Genomic DNA, 19,403 nt, shown 5'->3' on the forward strand with positions numbered 1-19,403 from the left:
AGGCTAATATAAATGAGAGGGCTTCGACTCCGGTCAGCCTGACAAACAATTTAACAAATTATTAATAAGCTCGTTTTTAAGTTATTCTATTTTTGTGAGAGAAAAAACTTTCATGAGAAACTATACTTTATTTGCCTTTTTATTTTTTTCGATTTCCAACTTTGCTCAAATCAAAGGAACTATAACAGATGAAAAAGGAAATCCTTTGCCTTTTGTATCTGTTCTTGAAGAAAACACTTATACGAGCACAACTTCAAACGAGCAGGGAAATTACCAACTGAACGTAAAAGAAGTTGGTAAAAACAAAATTACCTTTCAATATTTGGGTTTTAAAACTCAAAAATCAACTGTTTCTGCAGATTCAAAAACGGTTACTTTAAACATCATAATGCAGGAAGAAAGCTTTGCATTGAATGAAGTTGTTATTGATCCTAAAAACAATCCTGCAAATGCAATCATAAGAAGTGCAATTGCAAACAAAAAAGACAATTCTGAAAAAACAGCACGTTATACCGCTGATTTTTATTCAAAGGGAATGTTTAAAATAAAAGATCTTCCAAAGAAAATCATGGGCTTGAAGGTAGATATTGGCGACGAAATGGCGTCAAATTTAGACTCAACCGGAACAGGAATTTTATATTTATCAGAAACCATTTCAAAGATTTCTTTTGAAAAACCCGGCAAACTAAAAGAGAAAATCATTGCTTCTAAAATCTCCGGAAACAATAAAGGTTACAGCTATAATACAGCTTCTTTATCAACTTATGATTTTTACGACAACACCTTAGACTTTGATGTTAAACTTATCTCTCCTATTGCAGATAATGCTTTCAGCTATTACAAATACAAATTAGAAGGAACTTTCTTCGATGATAATAATCAGCAAATTAATAAGATCAAAGTAACACCAAAACGGGATAAAGAACCGGTTTTTGAAGGCTATATCTATATTGTCGACGATAGTTTTGCGATTTATGCTATCGATTTAGATATCAAAGGTTACCGAATGAAAAATGAATTTACTGAGATTATGACTTTAAAACAGAGTTTTAGTTACAATTCGAAGAACAAAATCTGGTCTAAAAATGCACAGACACTTTCTTTCAACGCAGGTGCTTTTGGAGTTAAATTCTCAGGGAAATTTAATTATGTTTATTCGAATTATGAGTTTCCTGCTTCTTTTGAAAAGAAAACTTTTGGAAATGAAATTGTAGCCTTTGAAGCGAACGCCAATAAAAAAGACGACGCTTTTTGGAATGAAATCCGACCAATTCCTTTGACTCTTGAGGAAAGTAACGATTACACTAAAAAAGACAGTTTACAAACCATTAAAAAATCCCAAAAATATACAGATTCAATTGATGCTAAAAACAATAAGTTTAAAGTATTTGATGTCATAATGGGTTATGAATACAAGAATACCTTTAAGAAACATTCTTTTGAATACAAAGGTCTGCTAAACCTTTCGTCTTTAAGTTTTAATACCGTACAAGGTTTTAACCTGGACTCTGGCTTCGCCTTTCGAAAATGGAATGAAGAGAAAGGAAAAAATACTTCTATAAATACCACTTTTAATTACGGATTTTCAGATGACCGTCTCCGTGTTACAGGAGATTTTACCCATCGATTCAACAATCTCAATTACGCTACAATTTGGGTCTCCGGAGGAACAAAAACAGCTCAGTTCAATGGTGCTGAGCCTATCACTAAGTTTGTCAATTCTATAAGCTCTTTATTTTTTAAAGATAATTATATGAAATTGTATAATTTAGAATTTGCCCAAATCAACTATGCTCAGGATGTTGCAAACGGAATTAATTTGAATGCTAAAGTGGCGTACGAACAACGAAAACCTCTTTTTAATACAACTGACTATTCTTTCTTTAAAAAAGATGATATTTATTCCTCTAACAATCCATTAGCTCCGGACGACTTTACAACTCCTGCTTTTGATCAGCATCATTTGTTTAAAACTGCTTTGACTGCCAGAATTAACTTTGGAAACAAATATATTTCAAGACCTGATGGTAGATATAATATCAAAGATGAAAAATATCCAACAGTATTTTTAATTTTCGAAAAAGCCTTTGCCGCCAGTGAGAAAAAATACGAATTTGAAAGAATTGGTGCTGCAGTGCAATATGATTTATCCTTAGGAAACAAAGGGCTTTTGGGAATGAATTTCAAAGCCGGAAAGTTCTTTAATGCTGAAAACATTTCTTTTATCGACTACAGACATTTTAACGGAAATCAAACGCATATTGGAACCAGCGATCGCTATTTAAATGTTTTCAATATGATGCCGTATTATGCCAACAGTACAAACGATAGTTGCCTTGAAATACATTCAGAATATAACGACACCGGTTTTTTTATGAATAAAATTCCGTTATTAAATCTGTTAAAATCGACAATGAATATTGGATTTCATTCACTGGCAATTCCAGATAGAAAACCGTATTCTGAGTTTACAGTTGGTTTAGACAATTTAGGTTTTGGGAAATTTAAATTGTTTAGAGTTGATTATGTACATTCTTATCAAGGCGGAATACAACAAAACGGGGTTGTGTTTGGGTTGAAAATTTTAAATGTCTTGGATTAGATGTAGCGCATTTTTGTCACTTCTGACAAACTATATCTAAAAAAAATCCGTTTACTCTTAAAAAAGAATAACCGGATTTTCATTTTTACATTTCAAGAAAACCTTAGCAACTTAGAATCTTAGTATCTTAGAAACTCTTCTCAGTGATAATCATCGGGTTCAATATGAATCAGAACATTTCCCAATTGAGGTATTTTTTCTTTTAAAGTGTCTTGCAGTTTGTGTGACAAGTCATGCCCTTCTTTTACTGAAATTTGTGCCGATACAATTGCGTGAAGATCAACATGGTATTTCATTCCGGCTTTTCGGATAAAACATTTTTCAGTACCTAAAATACCTTTAACTGTTAAGGCTTCAACACGAATTTCCTCAACCAAATCATCATTTAGATTTTCGTCCATGATTTCGCCCAGTGCTGGTCTGAAAATTTTATAACTATTGTATAAGATAAAAAAAGCAGCAAAAAGTGCCGCCCAATCATCTGCTGATTCATAACCTTTTCCCATTATAAGGGCAAACGAAATTCCGATAAACGCCGCTATCGAAGTAATTGCATCACTGCGATGGTGCCAGGCATCAGCTGCAAGAGCAGAACTATTGGTTTCTTTACTTCGTTTCATTACTAAACGGAAGGAGTATTCTTTCCACATAATAATGGCCCCCAAAACATATAATGTCCAGGATTTTGGTAAATCATGAGAAGTCTGAATATTAGAAATACTTTCGTACCCAATAATCGTTGCCGAAGTAATTAAAAAACCAACTACCAAAAAGGTAATTAAAGGTTCTGCACGACCATGTCCATAAGGATGATTTTCATCTGGCGGTTTGTTAGAATACTTGATTCCAAATAAAACCAAAAAAGACGAAAATATATCCGCAGTTGATTCTATTGCGTCTGCAATTAAGGCGTATGAATTGCCAAAAAAACCTGCCAGGCCTTTTATCAAGGCTAAGCAGGTGTTTCCAACTATACTAAATATAGTAGCTTTTACAGCTTTTTGTTCATCTGTCATTATGAGAATTTATTTACGCTCTCACGATTTTTGCTCCAATAGCTCTTAAACGCTCGTCGATACGCTCGTATCCACGGTCAATTTGTTCGATATTTTGAATTGTACTTGTTCCTTTTGCTGAAAGAGCCGCAATTAATAATGAGATTCCCGCACGAATATCCGGAGATGACATTGTTGTTGCTTTTAATTGAGATTCGAAATTATGTCCCATAACCACTGCTCTGTGCGGGTCGCATAACATAATTTTTGCTCCCATATCGATTAATTTATCAACGAAAAACAAACGGCTTTCGAACATTTTTTGGTGAATTAAAACATCTCCTTTTGCTTGTGTTGCTACAACTAAAACAATACTCAATAAGTCAGGTGTAAATCCTGGCCATGGTGCATCGGCAATTGTCAGAATAGAACCGTCAATATCTGTTTTTACTTCGTATCCATCTTTGTGAGCTGGAATATAAATATCGTCGTTACGTTTTTCGATTGTAATACCTAATTTTCTGAATGTATTCGGAATCAAACCTAAATTTTCCCAGCTTACATTTTTGATTGTGATTTCGCTTTTTGTCATAGCCGCAAGACCAATCCATGAACCGATTTCGATCATATCAGGCAAAATTCTGTGCTCACAACCGCCAAGGGTTTCAACACCTTCAATAGTCAATAAGTTTGAACCCACTCCGGTGATTTTAGCTCCCATAGAGTTCAACATTTTACACAATTGTTGTAGGTAAGGCTCACATGCAGCGTTGTAAACTGTAGTTTGTCCTTTTGCTAAAACAGCAGCCATTACAATGTTTGCAGTTCCAGTTACAGATGCTTCATCAAGTAGCATATCTGTTCCTTTCAAACCTTCTGCTGGAGACTCTACACCATAAAAGTGATCTTCTCTGTTGTATCTAAATTTTGCTCCAAGGTTAATAAAACCTTCAAAGTGTGTATCTAATCTACGACGACCAATTTTATCTCCACCCGGTTTTGGAATATATCCTTTTCCGAAACGAGCCAAAAGCGGTCCAACAATCATAATAGAACCACGAAGCGCTCCACCTTCTTTTTTGAAAGCTTCGGTTTCTAAATATCCAACATTAACCTCATCGGCCTGAAACGTAATCGAGCCCGGTTCATTGCGTTGAATTTTCACTCCTAAATTACCCAGCAAAGTGATTAATTTATTGATGTCAATAATATCGGGAATATTATTAATTCTTACTTTATCCCCCGTTAGAAGCACGGCACATAAAATTTGTAATGCCTCATTTTTTGCTCCTTGCGGAGTGATTTCTCCTTTTAAAGGAATTCCTCCTTCGATTTTAAATACTCCCATATTTCTTTTTTAGGTTCTGAGATACTAAGGTTCTAAGGTTCTAAGGTTTCTTTTGAGATTAAGATCTTAGTAAGTTAGCTGCTTAGCAACTTTATTTATTTTTATGATTGTTATTTTAAAAGCTTGTAAGTTACTGTTAGTGCGCCATTCTGAGTTTAAAAAAACCTTAGAATCTTAATCACTTAGTGCCTTAGTCCCTTTTTTATTTCTGATTATTGTTTTTCTGAAAAGGTTTTGGCTTTCCCGGGCCTTTATTGTTTTTATTGCTTTGAATTTTTGGTTGTCCCGGTGGCGTAATTTTGTTTGACATACGTTTATTAGTACGCAATAAATCAGTTGTGTTTAAAAGCTCTTCTGTACTTTGCAACAAATTGATTTTCCCTCCTGACAATTCAAACAAATGCTCAAAAATCACATCATCTTTTACCGTGTCTTTGTTCCAGCTTAAGTATGATTTTTTCATGTGATTAGCGATCACTAATACCAATGCATTTTTCATTTCGCCATCTTCCCATTTATTGGCAACATCAATCATATATTTGATATTATTACCATAAAATCTGTATTTTGGAAAGTTTTGAGGATATTGTAAAACATCTGGTTTTAACTGCAATACATCGCGAGACGGAATTGGGTACGGCGATTCTACATCTAATTTAAAATCAGACATGATAAAAAGCTGATCCCATAATTTATGTTGAAAATCGGGTACATCACGCAAATGCGGATTCAAGCTCCCCATTACCTGAATGATGTATTTCGCGGCTTTGTTGCGCGTTTCAGCATCTTCAATAATAGTAGCCTGATCAATCAGTTTTTGCAAATGACGACCGTATTCAGGAATAAGTAAACGTTGTCTTTCAGAATTGTATTCTAAGTTAAAAACAACGTCATTCGCGACTTCTTTTTTATATTTTTCGACCATAAGTTATAATGAAACTATACCTTCTATTGTAGATACTTCTTTGTATTTGCCAATCACATCGTCAGAGCTGTTCATCGTAACATCTACAGAAACACTGGTAAATTTACCTGTTTTAGATTTTGTTGTTTTGATAACCGCGCCCATACTGTCAAAAGCTTTTTCAACTCGCTCAACATTATCAGCTACTGAAGGCACAATGAATTTGTACAAATATTCAGCAGGCCAGGTATTTGCGTTATCCAGTTCTACCTTTAATCTTTCGTAAAATTCGGCGGTGTTTTTTTCTTTATCGTTCTCCATTCGTAATTAAAAATAAACGCAAATATACGGTTTTGATTTCAGATTTTAGATTTTAGATTTTAGATTTTTTAGGATGAAGAAGAGAGGTTTTTTTTGCCACGAATTTCACGAATTTTCACGAATTAAATTAACCTGAAAAAATCCGAAATTTCAGCTAATTAAGAGCAAATTATCCGACAAAAAATTCGAGTAAATTAGTGAAATTCGTGGCTAACCTTTATATTTGAAAAACTTTGCCATAAAAATCTCTCGCAAAGTCGCAGAGTCGCAAAGTTTTATTTTTAAGTCTTTCTTTGCGGCTTCGCGACTTTGCAAGATTAAAAACGAATTCTATGAAAAAACACATCTTTATATTTTTTATCATACTTATATCCAACTTGATGAATTCTCAGGAAATTAAAACAATGACTTATTTCCAGAACGACACCATCAAACTGGATTTAGACTTATACTTACCAGAGAAAAAATCAAATGAAAAAATTCCGTTAATCATTTTTGCTTTTGGCGGAGGATTTTCTGGCGGAGAACGTACGAGCGAGAAAGAATTCGGGATGTTTATGGCGAAAAACGGTTATGCGGTTGCCAGCATTTCGTACAGTTTATATATGAAAGGAAAAGATTTTGGCTGCAAAGGAACTTTGACCGAAAAAATAAAAGCAATTCAAATTGGCGTAAGTGATATGTGGCAGGCAACTTCATTTTTGATTGAAAATGCCAATAAATACAATCTTGATACTTCAAAAATATTTATTTCCGGAATTAGTGCGGGTGCCGAAATTGGTTTCCATGCTTCTTTTTGGGATTATAAACTCATGAATCTATATAAAAGCAATTTACCCGAAAACTTTAAATATTCAGGATTTATTGGAGGTTCCGGAGCCATTCAGGATATCAATTTGATTACGAAAGAAAAAGCAATGCCAATGTTATTGGCACATGGAAATAATGATGACACAGTTCCCTATTCTGCGGGCTCACATCGCTCCTGCCCGACAAATGCTTCAGGCTGGTTAATTCTTTTTGGATCTTATGCTGTTTACAATCATATGATTGATTTACATAAAGATATTGAACTGATTACATTTTGCGGTGGCGGACATGAATTCTCAGGCTACCTTTTTCATGAAGGAAAACAATATGTTTTAGATTTCGTGAATGATGTTTTGAAAGGAAAGAAATTTGAATCGCATTTAATTGTTCCTTCTAAGAAGAAGGGTGCTGATTCTGGGAAGTATTTGTTTTGTGAGTGATTTGAAATAATTCGGCGAAAGCCAAGATAAATCAAATCACAAATTCGCAGCAAAAGTGATCACCTATTCAGTTTCAAATGCTCCAGCGGAGCAAAATGTTTATAGCTAATTTTCGCGTTGCCATTCAAAAGCTCCATCGGAGCGATATATCGATTTCAAACATGGCCACCCCCGATGGGGTTTTATGAAACAACCATCTGATTTTTTCTATAAACATAATGTCCCGCTGGGACTACATTCCTTTGGCTTAAACTGGACTAAAGTCCAGCCCTACAATATTTTTTGAATCTACGATTCTTCTTTGTTTTGGTTCCGGAGGAACATTTTATTTTGTAGGGCTGGATTTTAATCCAGCATCATAATATTTACAGGATTCATCATAAAAAATGAATTTGAAATAATCCAAAAACATTGAGACATGTCACCAAAATTGCGAAATCATTCGCTTCAGGCAAAATAATCTTTTTAAATACCAATAAGTTTAGGTAAATTTGCGCTTTATTTTAAGAAAGTGCAAAAAGAAATCATAGTTCTCATTGGTGGCCCGGGAACGGGAAAATCTACTCTGATCAACGAATTGGTAGCTCGTGGCTACTGCTGTTACCCTGAAATTTCAAGACAAGTTACGCTCGAAGCGCAACAACGCGGCATTGAACAATTGTTTCTGGAACAACCTTTATTGTTTAGCGAAATGTTACTGGAAGGCAGAATTAAACAATTCGAAAACGCTCTTGATGAACCTGAAAATGTAGTTTTTATAGATCGCGGAATTCCGGATGTTGTCGCTTATATGGATTATATTGGCGATGAATATCCTGAACATTTCACTAAAGCCTGCGAAGATTTTAAATATTCTAAAACCTTTATTTTACCGCCCTGGGAAGAAATTTACGAAAGCGACACCGAACGTTACGAAAATTTTGAACAGGCATTAAAGATCCAGAAGCACCTTGTTGAAACCTATAAGAAATACGGTTACGACTTAATTGAAGTGCCTAAAGATACGGTGGAGAACAGAATTCTTTATATCTTAGATAAAATTTAGGCATTTGGTTAAAGTTGCAAAACTAGAAACTGATTTCTAAATTTTTTAACTTTAAAACAAGACCAATGCCAGAAGCGCAAGAAATTCTTTTAAAATACTGGAAACACGACAGTTTTAGACCGTTGCAAAAGGAGATTATTGACTCAGTTTTGGATGGTCAGGACACTTTTGCCCTTTTGCCAACCGGCGGAGGAAAATCCATTTGTTTTCAGGTTCCGGCAATGATGCAGGAAGGGATTTGTTTAGTTGTTTCGCCATTGATTGCCCTGATGAAAGATCAGGTGGCGAATTTGCAAAAAAGAGATATCAAAGCGATTGCCCTTACCGGCGGAATTCATACTGAAGAGATCATTGATCTTCTTGACAATTGCCAATACGGAAATTACAAGTTTTTGTATCTTTCTCCCGAGCGTTTACAATCTGACTGGATTGTAGAACGCATTAAAAATCTTCCTATCAATTTAATTGCTATTGATGAAGCGCATTGTGTTTCGCAATGGGGTCATGATTTCCGTCCGGCTTATTTGAGAATTTCGGAGCTCAAAAAATATTTCCCAAAGATTCCCTTTATGGCTTTGACTGCTACGGCAACCCCTAGAGTTATTGAAGATATTAAAACCCAATTGGGCTTGAAAGATCCAGTACTTTTCCAGCAATCTTTTGAAAGAAAAAATATTGCGTACATGGTTTTTGAAATCGAAGACAAGTTGTATCGAACGGAACAAATTTTAAAGAAAAACCCACAGCCTTCTATTATATATGTACGAAACAGAAAATCGTGCCTGAATATGTCGACGCAATTACAATCGTTAGGATTTAAAGCGACCTATTATCACGGTGGACTTTCAGCTAAAGAAAAAGACAAAAACATGCAATTGTGGATGTCGGAACAAGCGCAGGTTATTGTAGCTACAAATGCGTTTGGAATGGGAATTGACAAAGACAATGTAAAAACAGTTATTCATACGCAGTTACCTGAAAATCTGGAAAACTATTATCAGGAATCCGGAAGAGCGGGACGAAATGGCGAAAAAGCTTTTTCGGTTTTGCTTTTTAATAATTCAGATGCGAATCAGACAGAACAGCAATTTTTGAGTGTTTTGCCGGATAAAAAGTTTTTAAAAACCATGTATGTGAAGCTTTGCAATTATTTTCAGATTGCTTACGGCGAAGGTTTGGACGATTCTTTCTCTTTTAAACTGAATCATTTTTGCAATAAATATGACTTCCCTACTCTAAAAACCTATAATGCATTACAATTTTTGAATCAGCAGGGAATTATTACGATGTCTCAGGAATTTTCGGAGAAAATTACCATGCAATTTTTAATTGAATCTAAAGAAGTCATTCGGTATATGAGTTTAAATCCGAATGATGAAGAAATCATTTTGGCAATTTTAAGAACCTATCCCGGAGTTTATGAAATGAAAACACCTTTTAATCTTTCGCTGATTGCTAAAAAATCACATCATACAGAAGAGCAAGTTACGGCTGTTTTGGAAAAACTGAAAGAAAAGGAAATCATCGAATACAAATCAAAAAATAACGACGCGACGATCTTATTTAATGAAGTTCGTGAAGATGACCTGACCATAAATCGCGTTTCGAAATATCTTGAAAAACAAAATCAGTTAAAGCAGGAACAATTAATGTCTGTCCTATATTATATTAAGGAAAACAAAACCTGCAAAAATCGATTGGTTTTGGATTATTTTGGAGAAGAAACCACCGAAAATTGTGGTGTCTGCTCCTACTGTATCACTCAAAAAGGAAAAATTACCGAAGCCGATTCTATTGCAGATAAAATTCTGCATTTGTTAAAATCAGCTTCTATGACTTCCAGAGAAATTCAAACCCAAATAAAATTGGATGCGAACGATATTGTTTCAGTACTTCAGGAATTACTAGAAAACAACCATATTACCATATTAGCGAATAATAAATACACTTTAAAATCATAATGGAAAAATTGAAAATTATATTCATGGGAACTCCGGAATTTGCTGTCGGCATTTTGGATACCATTATTAAGAACAATTACGAAGTTGTTGGCGTTATCACAGCTGCAGACAAACCAGCAGGGCGCGGACAAAAAATAAAATATTCGGCAGTAAAAGAATACGCACTGGCGAACAACCTTACATTATTACAACCAACTAATTTAAAAGACGAAACTTTTCTACAAGAATTAAAAGCCTTGAATGCCAATTTGCAAATTGTGGTCGCTTTTAGAATGTTACCAAAAGTAGTTTGGGAAATGCCAAGTTTAGGAACCTTCAATCTTCATGCTTCTTTATTACCTAATTATCGTGGAGCCGCACCAATTAATTGGGCGATTATTAATGGAGAAACTAAAACTGGTGTTACGACTTTCTTTATTGACGATAAAATTGATACCGGAGCAATGATTTTAAATTCAGAAATCGCAATTGAACCAGAAGAAAGTGCCGGACAATTACATGATAGATTAATGAATTTAGGAAGCATTACTGTAATTGATACTTTAAAAGTAATTGAAAACGGAAATGTAACGACAACAATTCAGGAAGATGATGCAGAAATTAAAACGGCATATAAATTAAACAAGGAAAACTGTAAAATTGACTGGACAAAATCTGGTGATGAAATCAATAATCTGATTCGCGGTTTGAGTCCGTATCCAGCAGCCTGGTGTTTTTTGAAGGATAAAGAAGACGAACAAACGATTAAAATATATGAAGCAAAATTGGTTTCAGAAGCACATTCTTACGAAGCGGGAAGTCTAATCTGCAGTAAAAAAGAAATCAAAGTTGCCGTTCAAAATGGTTTTCTACAGCTATTAAGTTTGCAATTACCCGGAAAAAAGAGAATGCAGGTGGCAGAATTGCTAAATGGGATAACTTTTTCTAATACTGCAAAGATGTATTAACGTCAGTAAAACAGGGGTTTCTACCTGTTTTTGATCGATGAACAGCTGTCTTTATGAACAAAAAAACTAAGTTATTAACAATTTTTGCTAAATTTAAAGAAAACACTTGCAAGGAACGGATTTCCTACTAAATTTGTGTATTAACAATTTTTTTTAACCAACAATTAATAACTAATTATTATGAACAAATCAGAATTAATCGATGCTATCGCTGCTGATGCAGGAATTACAAAAGCTGCGGCAAAATTGGCTTTAGAATCATTTTTAGGAAACGTAGGAGCTACTTTGAAAAAAGGTGGAAGAGTTTCATTAGTAGGTTTTGGATCATGGTCAGTATCTGCTAGAGCTGCTAGAGATGGTAGAAACCCACAAACAGGAAAAACTATTCAAATCGCTGCTAAGAATGTTGTAAAATTCAAAGCTGGAGCTGAATTAGAAGGTGCAGTGAACTAAGTAAGAAAGTTCTCTAAACTTATAATATAATCAAAACCCTCCTCATGGAGGGTTTTTTTGTGCGGTTTAACGATTTTATTTGGGTTTTTAGAAATTTTATGATTAAATTTAATAAAAATTGTAGCCGTATGATTTCAGAAAAATTAAAAAAAGGACACCTGCTTATTGCCGAACCTTCTATAATTGGAGATTTATCTTTTAATAGATCGGTAATTTTATTAGCAGACCATAACAAAGAAGGATCAATAGGTTTTATCATTAATAAACCATTAAAATACACTATTAATGATCTGATACCTGAAATTGACGCCACTTTCAAGATATATAACGGAGGTCCTGTAGAACAAGACAACCTTTATTTCATTCACAATATTCCTGAGTTAATCCCGAATAGTGTCGAGATCTCTAATGGAATTTACTGGGGAGGTGATTTCGAATCGACCAAAGACTTAATAAACGACGGATCTATTAGTAAAAATAATATTCGTTTTTTCTTAGGCTATACCGGTTGGGATGAAAATCAGCTCGAGAGTGAAATGCAGGGAAACTCCTGGATCATTACCGATAATAGTTATAAAAACAAAATTATTGGTAAGTCAACCACGCATTTCTGGAAAGAGCAAATCATTGAGCTTGGCGGAGATTATCTTATTTGGTCTAATGCACCTGAGAATCCTTATCTGAATTAATTTTCAGATATCGATTCGTTAAGCTTCTGCACTAATAAATGCGCCAAATCACTTGTAAACTCCTTTTTTCGATATTTGGTTATCGGCTGTATCCCTGTGATTACATTGGTCAGAAATAATTCGTCCGCTTTTTGAAGATCAAATGGCGAAATTATTTCTTCTAAGACTTCTATGCCCTCCAGTTTCTTAGCTAAGGCTAAAATTTGTTTACGCATTATTCCATTCAAACATCCTTCAGAAATTGGAGGTGTAATTAGTTTTTTACCTATTAGCATAAATAAATTCCCTTGTAAACCTTCGACCACGTTTTTGGTGTCATTTACTAAAAGGCAGTTTGCCAGGCCATTTTCGTGCGCAAAAATACTTCCGGTCACGTTTATCATCTTGTTCGTCGTTTTAATAGACGATAACAATTGTTTGGTCACATAGAAATCTTTGTACAAATCAACTTCATACTCAGCAGTATTTAAAGTGTAAGAAGTATTTTCAAGAGCAGTTGCCTGAATTAAATAAGAAACCTCATTCGTTTTTGGCAAATATAATCCGCCATCGTTTCGAAAAACGGTTATTCGTGCTCTGGCCGAAGCAGAAATTTCATTTTCCTGAACCAGTTTTAAAACTTCTTCTTCAAAAAACTCCATGGTAAAGTTCATCGGAATTTCCATTCTAACCACACGCATTGAAGCCATTAATCTAAAGTAATGGTCTTCAAGAAACAAAATTCTGTTATTTACTATTTTTAGTGTTTCAAAAACACCATCGCCATACAAAAAAGCACGATTTTGAGTTAATATATTCTCGTCTTGCGCTACTATGTTTCCGTTAAAATTGATCATAAAAAAAGCCCTGAATTTTGTTCAGGGCAAATATAAGGTATAAAATAGACTTTTACTAAACAGATCCTATAAGATGTTTCAGGTCTGAGATCTGATTCTCCCACAATTGTTTAGCTTCTCCTACTTCTTCTTTTTCTGCAAAATCGACCACCATTAATGATACATCTTTAGTTAATTCATCAACTAAAATATGCAATTCAAAAAAGTATTCTGTATCCTTACTGCTTTCATCGACCCATTTAAACTTTACTTTCTCACCGGTCTTTTTAGATGCTAATCGCGCTTTTTCCTGCGAGTCATTCCAGATAAAAGTAAAAAATTCACCCCTTGAATTTACGTTGTCAGCAAACCATTCTGACAAACCTGAAGGCGTTGATATGTATTGATATAATAATTGCGGCGAAGAATTTATAGGAAACTCGATTTCGTAACGTATTTTTGGATCCATGTGCTACTTTTAATTTTTTCGAAATATAAGAATATATGTCCAAAAACAATGCATTTTTAAAAATATTTTTTTTTCTTCATTTTATTCTTGGAAGCTTTAATAATATTTATATCTTTGCACCCGCAATGAGGAACACGGTTCACTTGCAATCTTGGCGAGGTAGCTCAGTTGGTTAGAGCGCAGGATTCATAACCCTGAGGTCACGGGTTCAACTCCCGTCCTCGCTACAAAAAACAAACCCTTAAACATCAAATGTTTAGGGGTTTTTTTATTTAAAACAGTTCTGCACAAACAGTTTAAGTTCAAAATAATTTTACACTTTCAGCACATTTAGTTTCATGCAAAAAAAACTAAAAAAACTTAACATGTTAAAATTCTCATGTTAGAAAAAGTCAAAAAAGTTAACACGTTATAAATGTCATGTTAATAAAACCATTTGTCTAAGGTTAAGATCATTTGTCAAAATCCGACTAAATTCATCAGTTCACCTTATTATACTATCAATCTTTCATTTCTACTTCTACTGCCATATTCTGCGGAAGTGTAAATACACCAACAGAAGTACGGGCATGCCTCCCCTGCTCGCCAAATACTTCAAGTAACAAATCAGAAAAACCATTTATTACTTTAGATTGCTCAGTAAATGAATCCGCAGTATTGACGTAACCGTTTACTTTGACTATCCGTTTTATTTTATCGAGACTTCCAAAAGCCTGTTCAAGTATCGCCAGCTGGTTTATAGCCGATAACCTGGCAGCCTGATACCCTTCTTCTGTACTTAGGTCCTGTCCTACTTTACCCGTAATATATTTTCCATCTGCCTTAAGTGGCCCTCTTCCGGAAAGGAAAACCAGATTTTCAACCTGCACCATATCCACATAAGATCCCAAGGCTTCCGATATTTGGGGCAGCTGAATCCCTAGCTGATTCAATTTTTGATCCGGGGTCTGTGCGTGCAAATTAAGACTAAGTATTAATACGACAAATGTTATTATATTTTTCATTGTTTCTCTTTCAAATTAAAAAAAAGAAAGCCACCTTTAAAGATAGCTTTCCGTATTTTATTTATTTAATGAATTTAATCAACTCTGCGTTAAATTTTGGAAGTTCTTCAATAAATAAGGCATGGCCGCTTTTCTCGAAGGGAACCAAAGTTGAATTGGCAATTGATTTGTGCATTTGTTCAGCTAATTCATAAGAACAAATTTTGTCCTGTGTACCGTGAAGGATAAGAGTTGGAATTTTAATTTTTTTCAAATCTTCTCTCAAGTCAGTATCACGAAGTGCTTTCAGAGATTCGGCCATTGCATATGGAGAAGCCTGTGCCTGGATAGTTCCCAACCATGCACCTTGACCTGCAGATACACTTGTTTCATTGGCTGGGAAAATTTTTCCAAAATTCTCAAACAACTGTGGTCTGTTGGTATTATTAAGAGAAATAAGGCCGTTAACATCTTCTTTTGTCCAGAAACCATAATTAAAGTCAGCTCTTTTTGTCCAAAGAGGAGCTGCCGCACCAAACAAAGCCAGTTTTGAAACGTGGGCCGCATCGTATTTGGCTACATAGTGAATTACTGTTGCTCCTCCCATAGAGAATCCTCCAATGGTTGCTCCTTCAATTTTAAGCTTGTCCAAAATTACTTTGATATCATCTGCATACACATCATAATTATAAGCTCCTCCCGGTTTGTCTGATAATCCAAAACCTCTTAATGTGATTCCGATAACGCGATATCCTTTTTGGATAAGTTCGGCATATTGGTATTCGTACATGGCATCGCTCAGTGGCCATCCGTGAATCAATACTACTGGTTTTCCTTCTCCTAAATCTGTTACATGCAGTTTTACATTCTTCTCTACTTCAATATATTCTTCTCTCCCAAGGCTTGCAGGTTTTCTTTGGCTTTGAGAAAATGCAGTTGATACTGCTAATAATAAAACGGCAAAGCTTGTTGTTACGATTGTTTTTAAATTGGTTTTCATTTTTTTTAGTTTTAATTGTTATTTTAAAATTTTGATTTTTATCGCTGTCATTTCTTATTGACAGGACAAAATTGAGCATTGTTCAGTCATAAAACAAATTAATAATTTTTACATATTATTAATTTTATTTACAATCTTGCTGATTTAAAAATTAATTTTCAAGCGAACACAGCAGCATTCAATAGTATTCAATAGTGTTCTACACCGACCAAATTTTAAAATAGTATGAATCCCTATGGATTAAAAATGAATAGCAACATCAAATTGAAGCGGAAAATTAAACCCACTCTTATAATTCTAAAAAAAAGACGTCTTTTAAAGCAACTGTATTTTATATAATTATTATTAAAACTGTATTTTTGTAACCAAGCAATTTACATTAACATGGATATAGTAAAATTTAAAATCACATCAAAAACGATAAAAGTAGAAGTGCGTAATTCTAATAATTATGTTTTTAATTTCAATACTGCTTTAGAGATCGAGAAAGAAGACAAAGATGTTTTATTAAGACTGTATCATGCATTAGACCTTCTTTTTAAAAAAGAAACTCCCCCAGAGGTGAAAAACTACATTTCGCCAAACCAAACCAATATATTGGACCAGATTTCGGCTGTTGACAATTTAGATCAGGAGAAATAAAATGTTCTAATCTGGAACAACTTTTCGGCATTCCCAGCATTTAAACGTATTTTAGTTATTTTTGTATAAATACAAATCCCACTAAATGAAACGTTCAGGCACAGCAGATCTTCCATTACACTATGGTCATGTTCCATTATGGCTTGCTGAACGAATGTCTAAACTTGGTTTCGCCATTGTAGAAACTATTGCTATGGAATTTTCTACATCCGAAGTAATAAGCAAACTAAGTAATCCTTTTTGGTTTCAAAGCTTTGGCGCTGTCATGGGAATGGACTGGCATTCCTCGGGAATTACAACTTCTGTACTCGGGGCTTTAAAAAAATCTGTTAATCCACATTCAAAAGAACTCGGAATTTATATCTGCGGAGGTAAAGGAAAACATTCTATGGCAACACCACAGGAACTTTTATTTGTTGGTGAGAAAACAGGCCTTGACGGTCATAATCTTGCGAATTGCAGCAGACTTACGGCCAAAGTAGATAATACTGCTATTCAGGATGGATTTCAATTGTATCAGCATAATTTTATTGTTGACAATAAAGGACAATGGGCCGTTATTCAGCAGGGAATGAATCCTAATTCTCAAACCGCGAGAAGATATCATTGGCATTCACAAGATTTAAAATCATTCATAAATGAACCACATACCTTTATTTATGGCGAAAATCAAGGTACAATCTTAAATCTTACCGCTCAGGCAGCGACAAAATCAAGAGAAGGTATTTTAGAATTATCAAAAGAGTCTCCAACAAAAATCATGAAGGAGATGCAGCATCTTTCCATGCCAGCGCATCATGATGTTAGAATGGAAGATGTGAATATGAAAAGACTCGGTGCAATGCTTTGGACAACACACGAAAATAAACCGGAAGATTTTCAGGAATTATTACTTTTAAAAGGAATGGGGCCAAGGGCTTTACAATCATTAGCATTGGTTAGTGAAATTATTTACGGAACTCCTACCCGATTTGAAGATCCCGCCCGTTTCTCCTTCGCTCATGGCGGAAAAGATGGGCATCCGTTTCCTGTTCCGGTAAAAATCTATGATGAAACTATTGAAACTTTACAAAGAGCTATTAATCGTGCTAAAATTGGTAATAATGATAAGATAGAAGCGATTCGAAAATTATCTCAAATCTCAAGAAAAGCGGAAGAAAGTTTTACGCCCAACTCTAACTTTGGCGCTCTGATTCAAAGAGAAAGAGACGAATCATACAAATATGGCGGAAAAACCGTTTTTGGAGACGCTAAACCTCCTAAAAGTAAACCAGCAAATCCGAATAATCAATTGGAATTATTTTAGAATGGTACTCAATTCGAAAACTTATGATTGCAAAATACACTCCATTTTTATCAAATGTCGTAAAAATGTCGTGAGAGAACCGTTATCATATGATACTTTTTAAAATAATTTTGGAGTAAACTAAATGATATTTTATTTATGAATTCTATAGGAAAAAAAATTAGTGAAACAAGAAGACTAAAAGGTTTCACCCAAGAAGAACTTGCTGAATTATCAAAAGTAAATTTGAGAACAATTCAAAGAATTGAAAACAGCAAAAACGAACCCCGCGGAAAAACATTGAGCCTGATATGCGATGTGCTTCAAATTAATAAAGCAGAGCTAGACCAATTAAATAATTTGGCTCAAAAAAAATCAATTATAGCTTTTATTATCAATTGCATCTTCTTAATTCTTTTAAATTTGCTTTTAATGTCTATTACTGGATATATGACTTTAGACGCTGATAAGACAAACAGCAAAGTTGGGGCCGTGTTATTAAGTTTTTTTATTCCATTTTTCATTGTTTATCATACTCAAAAAATGAAAGCGACAGAAAGAGTATTAAAATTCGGAACCGGTTATATAATGTACCCAATACTACTCTTATATGCTCAAGGCTTCATAGGCGCGTGCAGAGCCGGTTTTAGCTCATGGTTATTTTCCTGTATACTGGTATCTGTTGGAGTTTTATTCTATGGAAATGCAGTATTAAAGGCAGAGAAATAAAAACTTTATACAAATAATATGAACTAGTAATAATAATATCATGGTCAATACATTCGAAAACACAATCAAAAAAGCCTACTCAGCTTTTAACGAAAGAAACATCGATAATGCACTTTCAACAATGCAGCCAGATGTACAATGGTCTAAGGCTTGGGAAGGCGGTTACATTTCCGGACATGATGAAATTAAACAATATTGGACCAGACAATGGACAGAAATAAATCCGAAAGTTGATCCGATTGGTTTCAATGAAAGAGAAAATGGAAGCTTAGAAGTTAAAGTTCATCAAAATGTAAAAGATTTGCAAGACAATCTAATGTTTGACGGATTTGTAAAACACATTTATACTTTTCAAGACGGATTAATAAAAACGATGGATATTGAACTGGTTGAAAATAATTGATTTTTATTTTAGGTACGCTTTTTGTTTTAGTATCTTTAATAATAATTTAAAAAATTGAAATCATGAAATCATTAAAATATTTATTTCTGGGATTGTCACTTTTGGCAATTAATTTTTCAAACGCTCAGGTTAATGTAAACGTTAACATAGGTACACCGCCTCTATGGGGACCAGTTGGTTATAATGACGCACGTTATTATTACTTACCAGATCTTCAAACCTATTATGATGTTAGCACATCTAATTACATTTACATCAATAACGGAAAGTGGATAAGAGCGAGAACACTTCCATCTGTTTACAGAAATTATGACCTTTACAACGAGTATAAAGTGGTATTAACAGATTATAGAGGAAATTCTCCTTATGACAATTTTAAAACCCATAAAGTAAAATATGCTAAAGGTTATAAAGGAAAACCTCAAAAAACCATTGGTCAGAAACCGGGTAACGGAAATAATAAACAAGGACACGATAACGGAAACCATGGAAACGGAAACAGCAAAGGAAACAACGGTAAAGGAAACGGAAAACATTAAAAATTAAGAGGCTTTAAGCCTCT

Annotated in this window: 20 protein-coding genes and 1 tRNA gene; 13 read left to right on the top strand and 8 right to left on the bottom strand. The window is 34.3% G+C overall.

Features of this window, described 5'->3' with window-relative positions:
- The first annotated feature begins 112 nt into the window (after window positions 1–112).
- Window positions 113–2,602: a DUF5686 and carboxypeptidase regulatory-like domain-containing protein gene (locus tag BUA98_RS16925; protein ID WP_072974486.1), complete on the top strand. Its 2,490-nt coding sequence runs from the start codon at window positions 113–115 to the stop codon at window positions 2,600–2,602.
- A 140-nt stretch (window positions 2,603–2,742) separates the two neighbouring features.
- On the opposite strand, the gene BUA98_RS16930 is transcribed toward BUA98_RS16925, so the two are convergent.
- The 4 genes from BUA98_RS16930 to BUA98_RS16945 form a co-directional block, all read right to left on the bottom strand.
- On the bottom strand, window positions 2,743–3,618 hold the full coding sequence (locus BUA98_RS16930) for a cation diffusion facilitator family transporter (protein WP_072974487.1): 876 nt from the start codon (window positions 3,616–3,618) through the stop codon (window positions 2,743–2,745).
- 13 nt (window positions 3,619–3,631) lie between these two features.
- Window positions 3,632–4,945: a UDP-N-acetylglucosamine 1-carboxyvinyltransferase gene (gene murA / locus BUA98_RS16935; protein ID WP_072974489.1), complete on the bottom strand. Its 1,314-nt coding sequence runs from the start codon at window positions 4,943–4,945 to the stop codon at window positions 3,632–3,634.
- Window positions 4,946–5,147: 202 nt separating this feature from the next.
- Window positions 5,148–5,870 carry a DUF4290 domain-containing protein gene (locus BUA98_RS16940; protein ID WP_056195845.1) on the bottom strand — a complete coding sequence of 241 codons (723 nt, stop codon included), beginning with the start codon at window positions 5,868–5,870 and terminating at the stop codon, window positions 5,148–5,150.
- Between the two features lie 3 nt (window positions 5,871–5,873).
- Window positions 5,874–6,170 carry a DUF493 family protein gene (locus BUA98_RS16945; protein ID WP_042567278.1) on the bottom strand — a complete coding sequence of 99 codons (297 nt, stop codon included), beginning with the start codon at window positions 6,168–6,170 and terminating at the stop codon, window positions 5,874–5,876.
- A gap of 332 nt (window positions 6,171–6,502) precedes the next feature.
- Here BUA98_RS16945 and BUA98_RS16950 point away from each other — a divergent pair, with 332 nt between their 5' ends.
- The 6 genes from BUA98_RS16950 to BUA98_RS16975 all read left to right on the top strand — a co-directional run bounded on the left by BUA98_RS16950 (window position 6,503) and on the right by BUA98_RS16975 (window position 12,515).
- Window positions 6,503–7,420: an alpha/beta hydrolase family protein gene (locus tag BUA98_RS16950; RefSeq protein ID WP_072974491.1), complete on the top strand. Its 918-nt coding sequence runs from the start codon at window positions 6,503–6,505 to the stop codon at window positions 7,418–7,420.
- Between the two features lie 511 nt (window positions 7,421–7,931).
- Entirely contained in the window at window positions 7,932–8,465 is a 534-nt protein-coding gene (locus BUA98_RS16955; RefSeq protein WP_072974493.1) for an AAA family ATPase, read from the top strand.
- A gap of 65 nt (window positions 8,466–8,530) precedes the next feature.
- Window positions 8,531–10,426 carry a RecQ family ATP-dependent DNA helicase gene (locus BUA98_RS16960; RefSeq protein WP_072974494.1) on the top strand — a complete coding sequence of 632 codons (1,896 nt, stop codon included), beginning with the start codon at window positions 8,531–8,533 and terminating at the stop codon, window positions 10,424–10,426.
- A complete protein-coding gene (gene fmt, locus BUA98_RS16965; RefSeq protein WP_072974496.1) occupies window positions 10,426–11,373 on the top strand; it encodes a methionyl-tRNA formyltransferase in 948 nt (315 codons plus the stop codon). The genes BUA98_RS16960 and fmt overlap by 1 nt, the downstream gene beginning before the upstream one ends.
- Before the next feature lie 180 nt (window positions 11,374–11,553).
- Window positions 11,554–11,826 (top strand): HU family DNA-binding protein, encoded by a 273-nt coding sequence (locus BUA98_RS16970; RefSeq protein ID WP_017498096.1) that lies wholly within the window; start codon window positions 11,554–11,556, stop codon window positions 11,824–11,826.
- A 128-nt stretch (window positions 11,827–11,954) separates the two neighbouring features.
- The gene (locus BUA98_RS16975) at window positions 11,955–12,515 is read left to right on the top strand and encodes a YqgE/AlgH family protein (protein WP_026984133.1); all 561 of its coding nucleotides are present in this window, start codon (window positions 11,955–11,957) and stop codon (window positions 12,513–12,515) included.
- On the opposite strand, the gene BUA98_RS16980 is transcribed toward BUA98_RS16975, so the two are convergent.
- Both BUA98_RS16980 and BUA98_RS16985 read right to left on the bottom strand, forming a co-directional pair.
- Window positions 12,512–13,351 (bottom strand): aminotransferase class IV, encoded by an 840-nt coding sequence (locus BUA98_RS16980; protein ID WP_072974497.1) that lies wholly within the window; start codon window positions 13,349–13,351, stop codon window positions 12,512–12,514. The genes BUA98_RS16975 and BUA98_RS16980 overlap by 4 nt on opposite strands.
- A gap of 55 nt (window positions 13,352–13,406) precedes the next feature.
- The gene (locus tag BUA98_RS16985) at window positions 13,407–13,799 is read right to left on the bottom strand and encodes an START-like domain-containing protein (RefSeq protein WP_026984135.1); all 393 of its coding nucleotides are present in this window, start codon (window positions 13,797–13,799) and stop codon (window positions 13,407–13,409) included.
- 153 nt (window positions 13,800–13,952) lie between these two features.
- Between BUA98_RS16985 and BUA98_RS16990 the strand changes: the two genes are divergently transcribed.
- Window positions 13,953–14,026: transfer RNA gene (locus BUA98_RS16990), tRNA-Met, on the top strand.
- Window positions 14,027–14,299: 273 nt separating this feature from the next.
- On the opposite strand, the gene BUA98_RS16995 is transcribed toward BUA98_RS16990, so the two are convergent.
- The gene (locus tag BUA98_RS16995; protein WP_244279221.1) at window positions 14,300–14,758 is read right to left on the bottom strand and encodes a RidA family protein; all 459 of its coding nucleotides are present in this window, start codon (window positions 14,756–14,758) and stop codon (window positions 14,300–14,302) included.
- A 106-nt stretch (window positions 14,759–14,864) separates the two neighbouring features.
- Complete coding sequence (locus tag BUA98_RS17000) at window positions 14,865–15,782, bottom strand: alpha/beta fold hydrolase (RefSeq protein WP_072974501.1); 918 nt, start codon at window positions 15,780–15,782, stop codon at window positions 14,865–14,867.
- A gap of 384 nt (window positions 15,783–16,166) precedes the next feature.
- Here BUA98_RS17000 and BUA98_RS17005 point away from each other — a divergent pair, with 384 nt between their 5' ends.
- From BUA98_RS17005 to BUA98_RS17025, 5 genes are all read left to right on the top strand, one after another.
- The gene (locus BUA98_RS17005; RefSeq protein WP_072974503.1) at window positions 16,167–16,424 is read left to right on the top strand and encodes a hypothetical protein; all 258 of its coding nucleotides are present in this window, start codon (window positions 16,167–16,169) and stop codon (window positions 16,422–16,424) included.
- An 85-nt stretch (window positions 16,425–16,509) separates the two neighbouring features.
- Entirely contained in the window at window positions 16,510–17,730 is a 1,221-nt protein-coding gene (locus BUA98_RS17010; RefSeq protein WP_072974505.1) for a DUF763 domain-containing protein, read from the top strand.
- 138 nt (window positions 17,731–17,868) lie between these two features.
- Window positions 17,869–18,438, top strand: a complete 570-nt coding sequence (locus BUA98_RS17015; protein WP_072974507.1) for a helix-turn-helix domain-containing protein — start codon at window positions 17,869–17,871, stop codon at window positions 18,436–18,438.
- Window positions 18,439–18,478: 40 nt separating this feature from the next.
- Complete coding sequence (locus tag BUA98_RS17020; RefSeq protein WP_072974509.1) at window positions 18,479–18,841, top strand: nuclear transport factor 2 family protein; 363 nt, start codon at window positions 18,479–18,481, stop codon at window positions 18,839–18,841.
- 62 nt (window positions 18,842–18,903) lie between these two features.
- The gene (locus BUA98_RS17025) at window positions 18,904–19,380 is read left to right on the top strand and encodes a hypothetical protein (protein WP_072974510.1); all 477 of its coding nucleotides are present in this window, start codon (window positions 18,904–18,906) and stop codon (window positions 19,378–19,380) included.
- The last annotated feature ends 23 nt before the right edge of the window (window positions 19,381–19,403 follow it).

Source organism: Flavobacterium saccharophilum, from assembly GCF_900142735.1.
GTDB lineage: Bacteria > Bacteroidota > Bacteroidia > Flavobacteriales > Flavobacteriaceae > Flavobacterium > Flavobacterium saccharophilum.

Excerpts from the sequence above, each read along its gene's own strand:
- BUA98_RS16925 (WP_072974486.1), top strand. The coding sequence starts at position 113 with ATGAGAAACTATACTTTATTTGCCTTTTTATTTTTTTCGATTTCCAAC.
- BUA98_RS16930 (WP_072974487.1), bottom strand. The coding sequence starts at position 3,618 with ATGACAGATGAACAAAAAGCTGTAAAAGCTACTATATTTAGTATAGTT.
- murA (WP_072974489.1), bottom strand. The coding sequence starts at position 4,945 with ATGGGAGTATTTAAAATCGAAGGAGGAATTCCTTTAAAAGGAGAAATC.
- BUA98_RS16940 (WP_056195845.1), bottom strand. The coding sequence starts at position 5,870 with ATGGTCGAAAAATATAAAAAAGAAGTCGCGAATGACGTTGTTTTTAAC.
- BUA98_RS16945 (WP_042567278.1), bottom strand. The coding sequence starts at position 6,170 with ATGGAGAACGATAAAGAAAAAAACACCGCCGAATTTTACGAAAGATTA.
- BUA98_RS16950 (WP_072974491.1), top strand. The coding sequence starts at position 6,503 with ATGAAAAAACACATCTTTATATTTTTTATCATACTTATATCCAACTTG.
- BUA98_RS16960 (WP_072974494.1), top strand. The coding sequence starts at position 8,531 with ATGCCAGAAGCGCAAGAAATTCTTTTAAAATACTGGAAACACGACAGT.
- fmt (WP_072974496.1), top strand. The coding sequence starts at position 10,426 with ATGGAAAAATTGAAAATTATATTCATGGGAACTCCGGAATTTGCTGTC.
- BUA98_RS16970 (WP_017498096.1), top strand. The coding sequence starts at position 11,554 with ATGAACAAATCAGAATTAATCGATGCTATCGCTGCTGATGCAGGAATT.
- BUA98_RS16975 (WP_026984133.1), top strand. The coding sequence starts at position 11,955 with ATGATTTCAGAAAAATTAAAAAAAGGACACCTGCTTATTGCCGAACCT.
- BUA98_RS16980 (WP_072974497.1), bottom strand. The coding sequence starts at position 13,351 with ATGATCAATTTTAACGGAAACATAGTAGCGCAAGACGAGAATATATTA.
- BUA98_RS16985 (WP_026984135.1), bottom strand. The coding sequence starts at position 13,799 with ATGGATCCAAAAATACGTTACGAAATCGAGTTTCCTATAAATTCTTCG.
- BUA98_RS17000 (WP_072974501.1), bottom strand. The coding sequence starts at position 15,782 with ATGAAAACCAATTTAAAAACAATCGTAACAACAAGCTTTGCCGTTTTA.
- BUA98_RS17005 (WP_072974503.1), top strand. The coding sequence starts at position 16,167 with ATGGATATAGTAAAATTTAAAATCACATCAAAAACGATAAAAGTAGAA.
- BUA98_RS17010 (WP_072974505.1), top strand. The coding sequence starts at position 16,510 with ATGAAACGTTCAGGCACAGCAGATCTTCCATTACACTATGGTCATGTT.
- BUA98_RS17015 (WP_072974507.1), top strand. The coding sequence starts at position 17,869 with ATGAATTCTATAGGAAAAAAAATTAGTGAAACAAGAAGACTAAAAGGT.
- BUA98_RS17020 (WP_072974509.1), top strand. The coding sequence starts at position 18,479 with ATGGTCAATACATTCGAAAACACAATCAAAAAAGCCTACTCAGCTTTT.
- BUA98_RS17025 (WP_072974510.1), top strand. The coding sequence starts at position 18,904 with ATGAAATCATTAAAATATTTATTTCTGGGATTGTCACTTTTGGCAATT.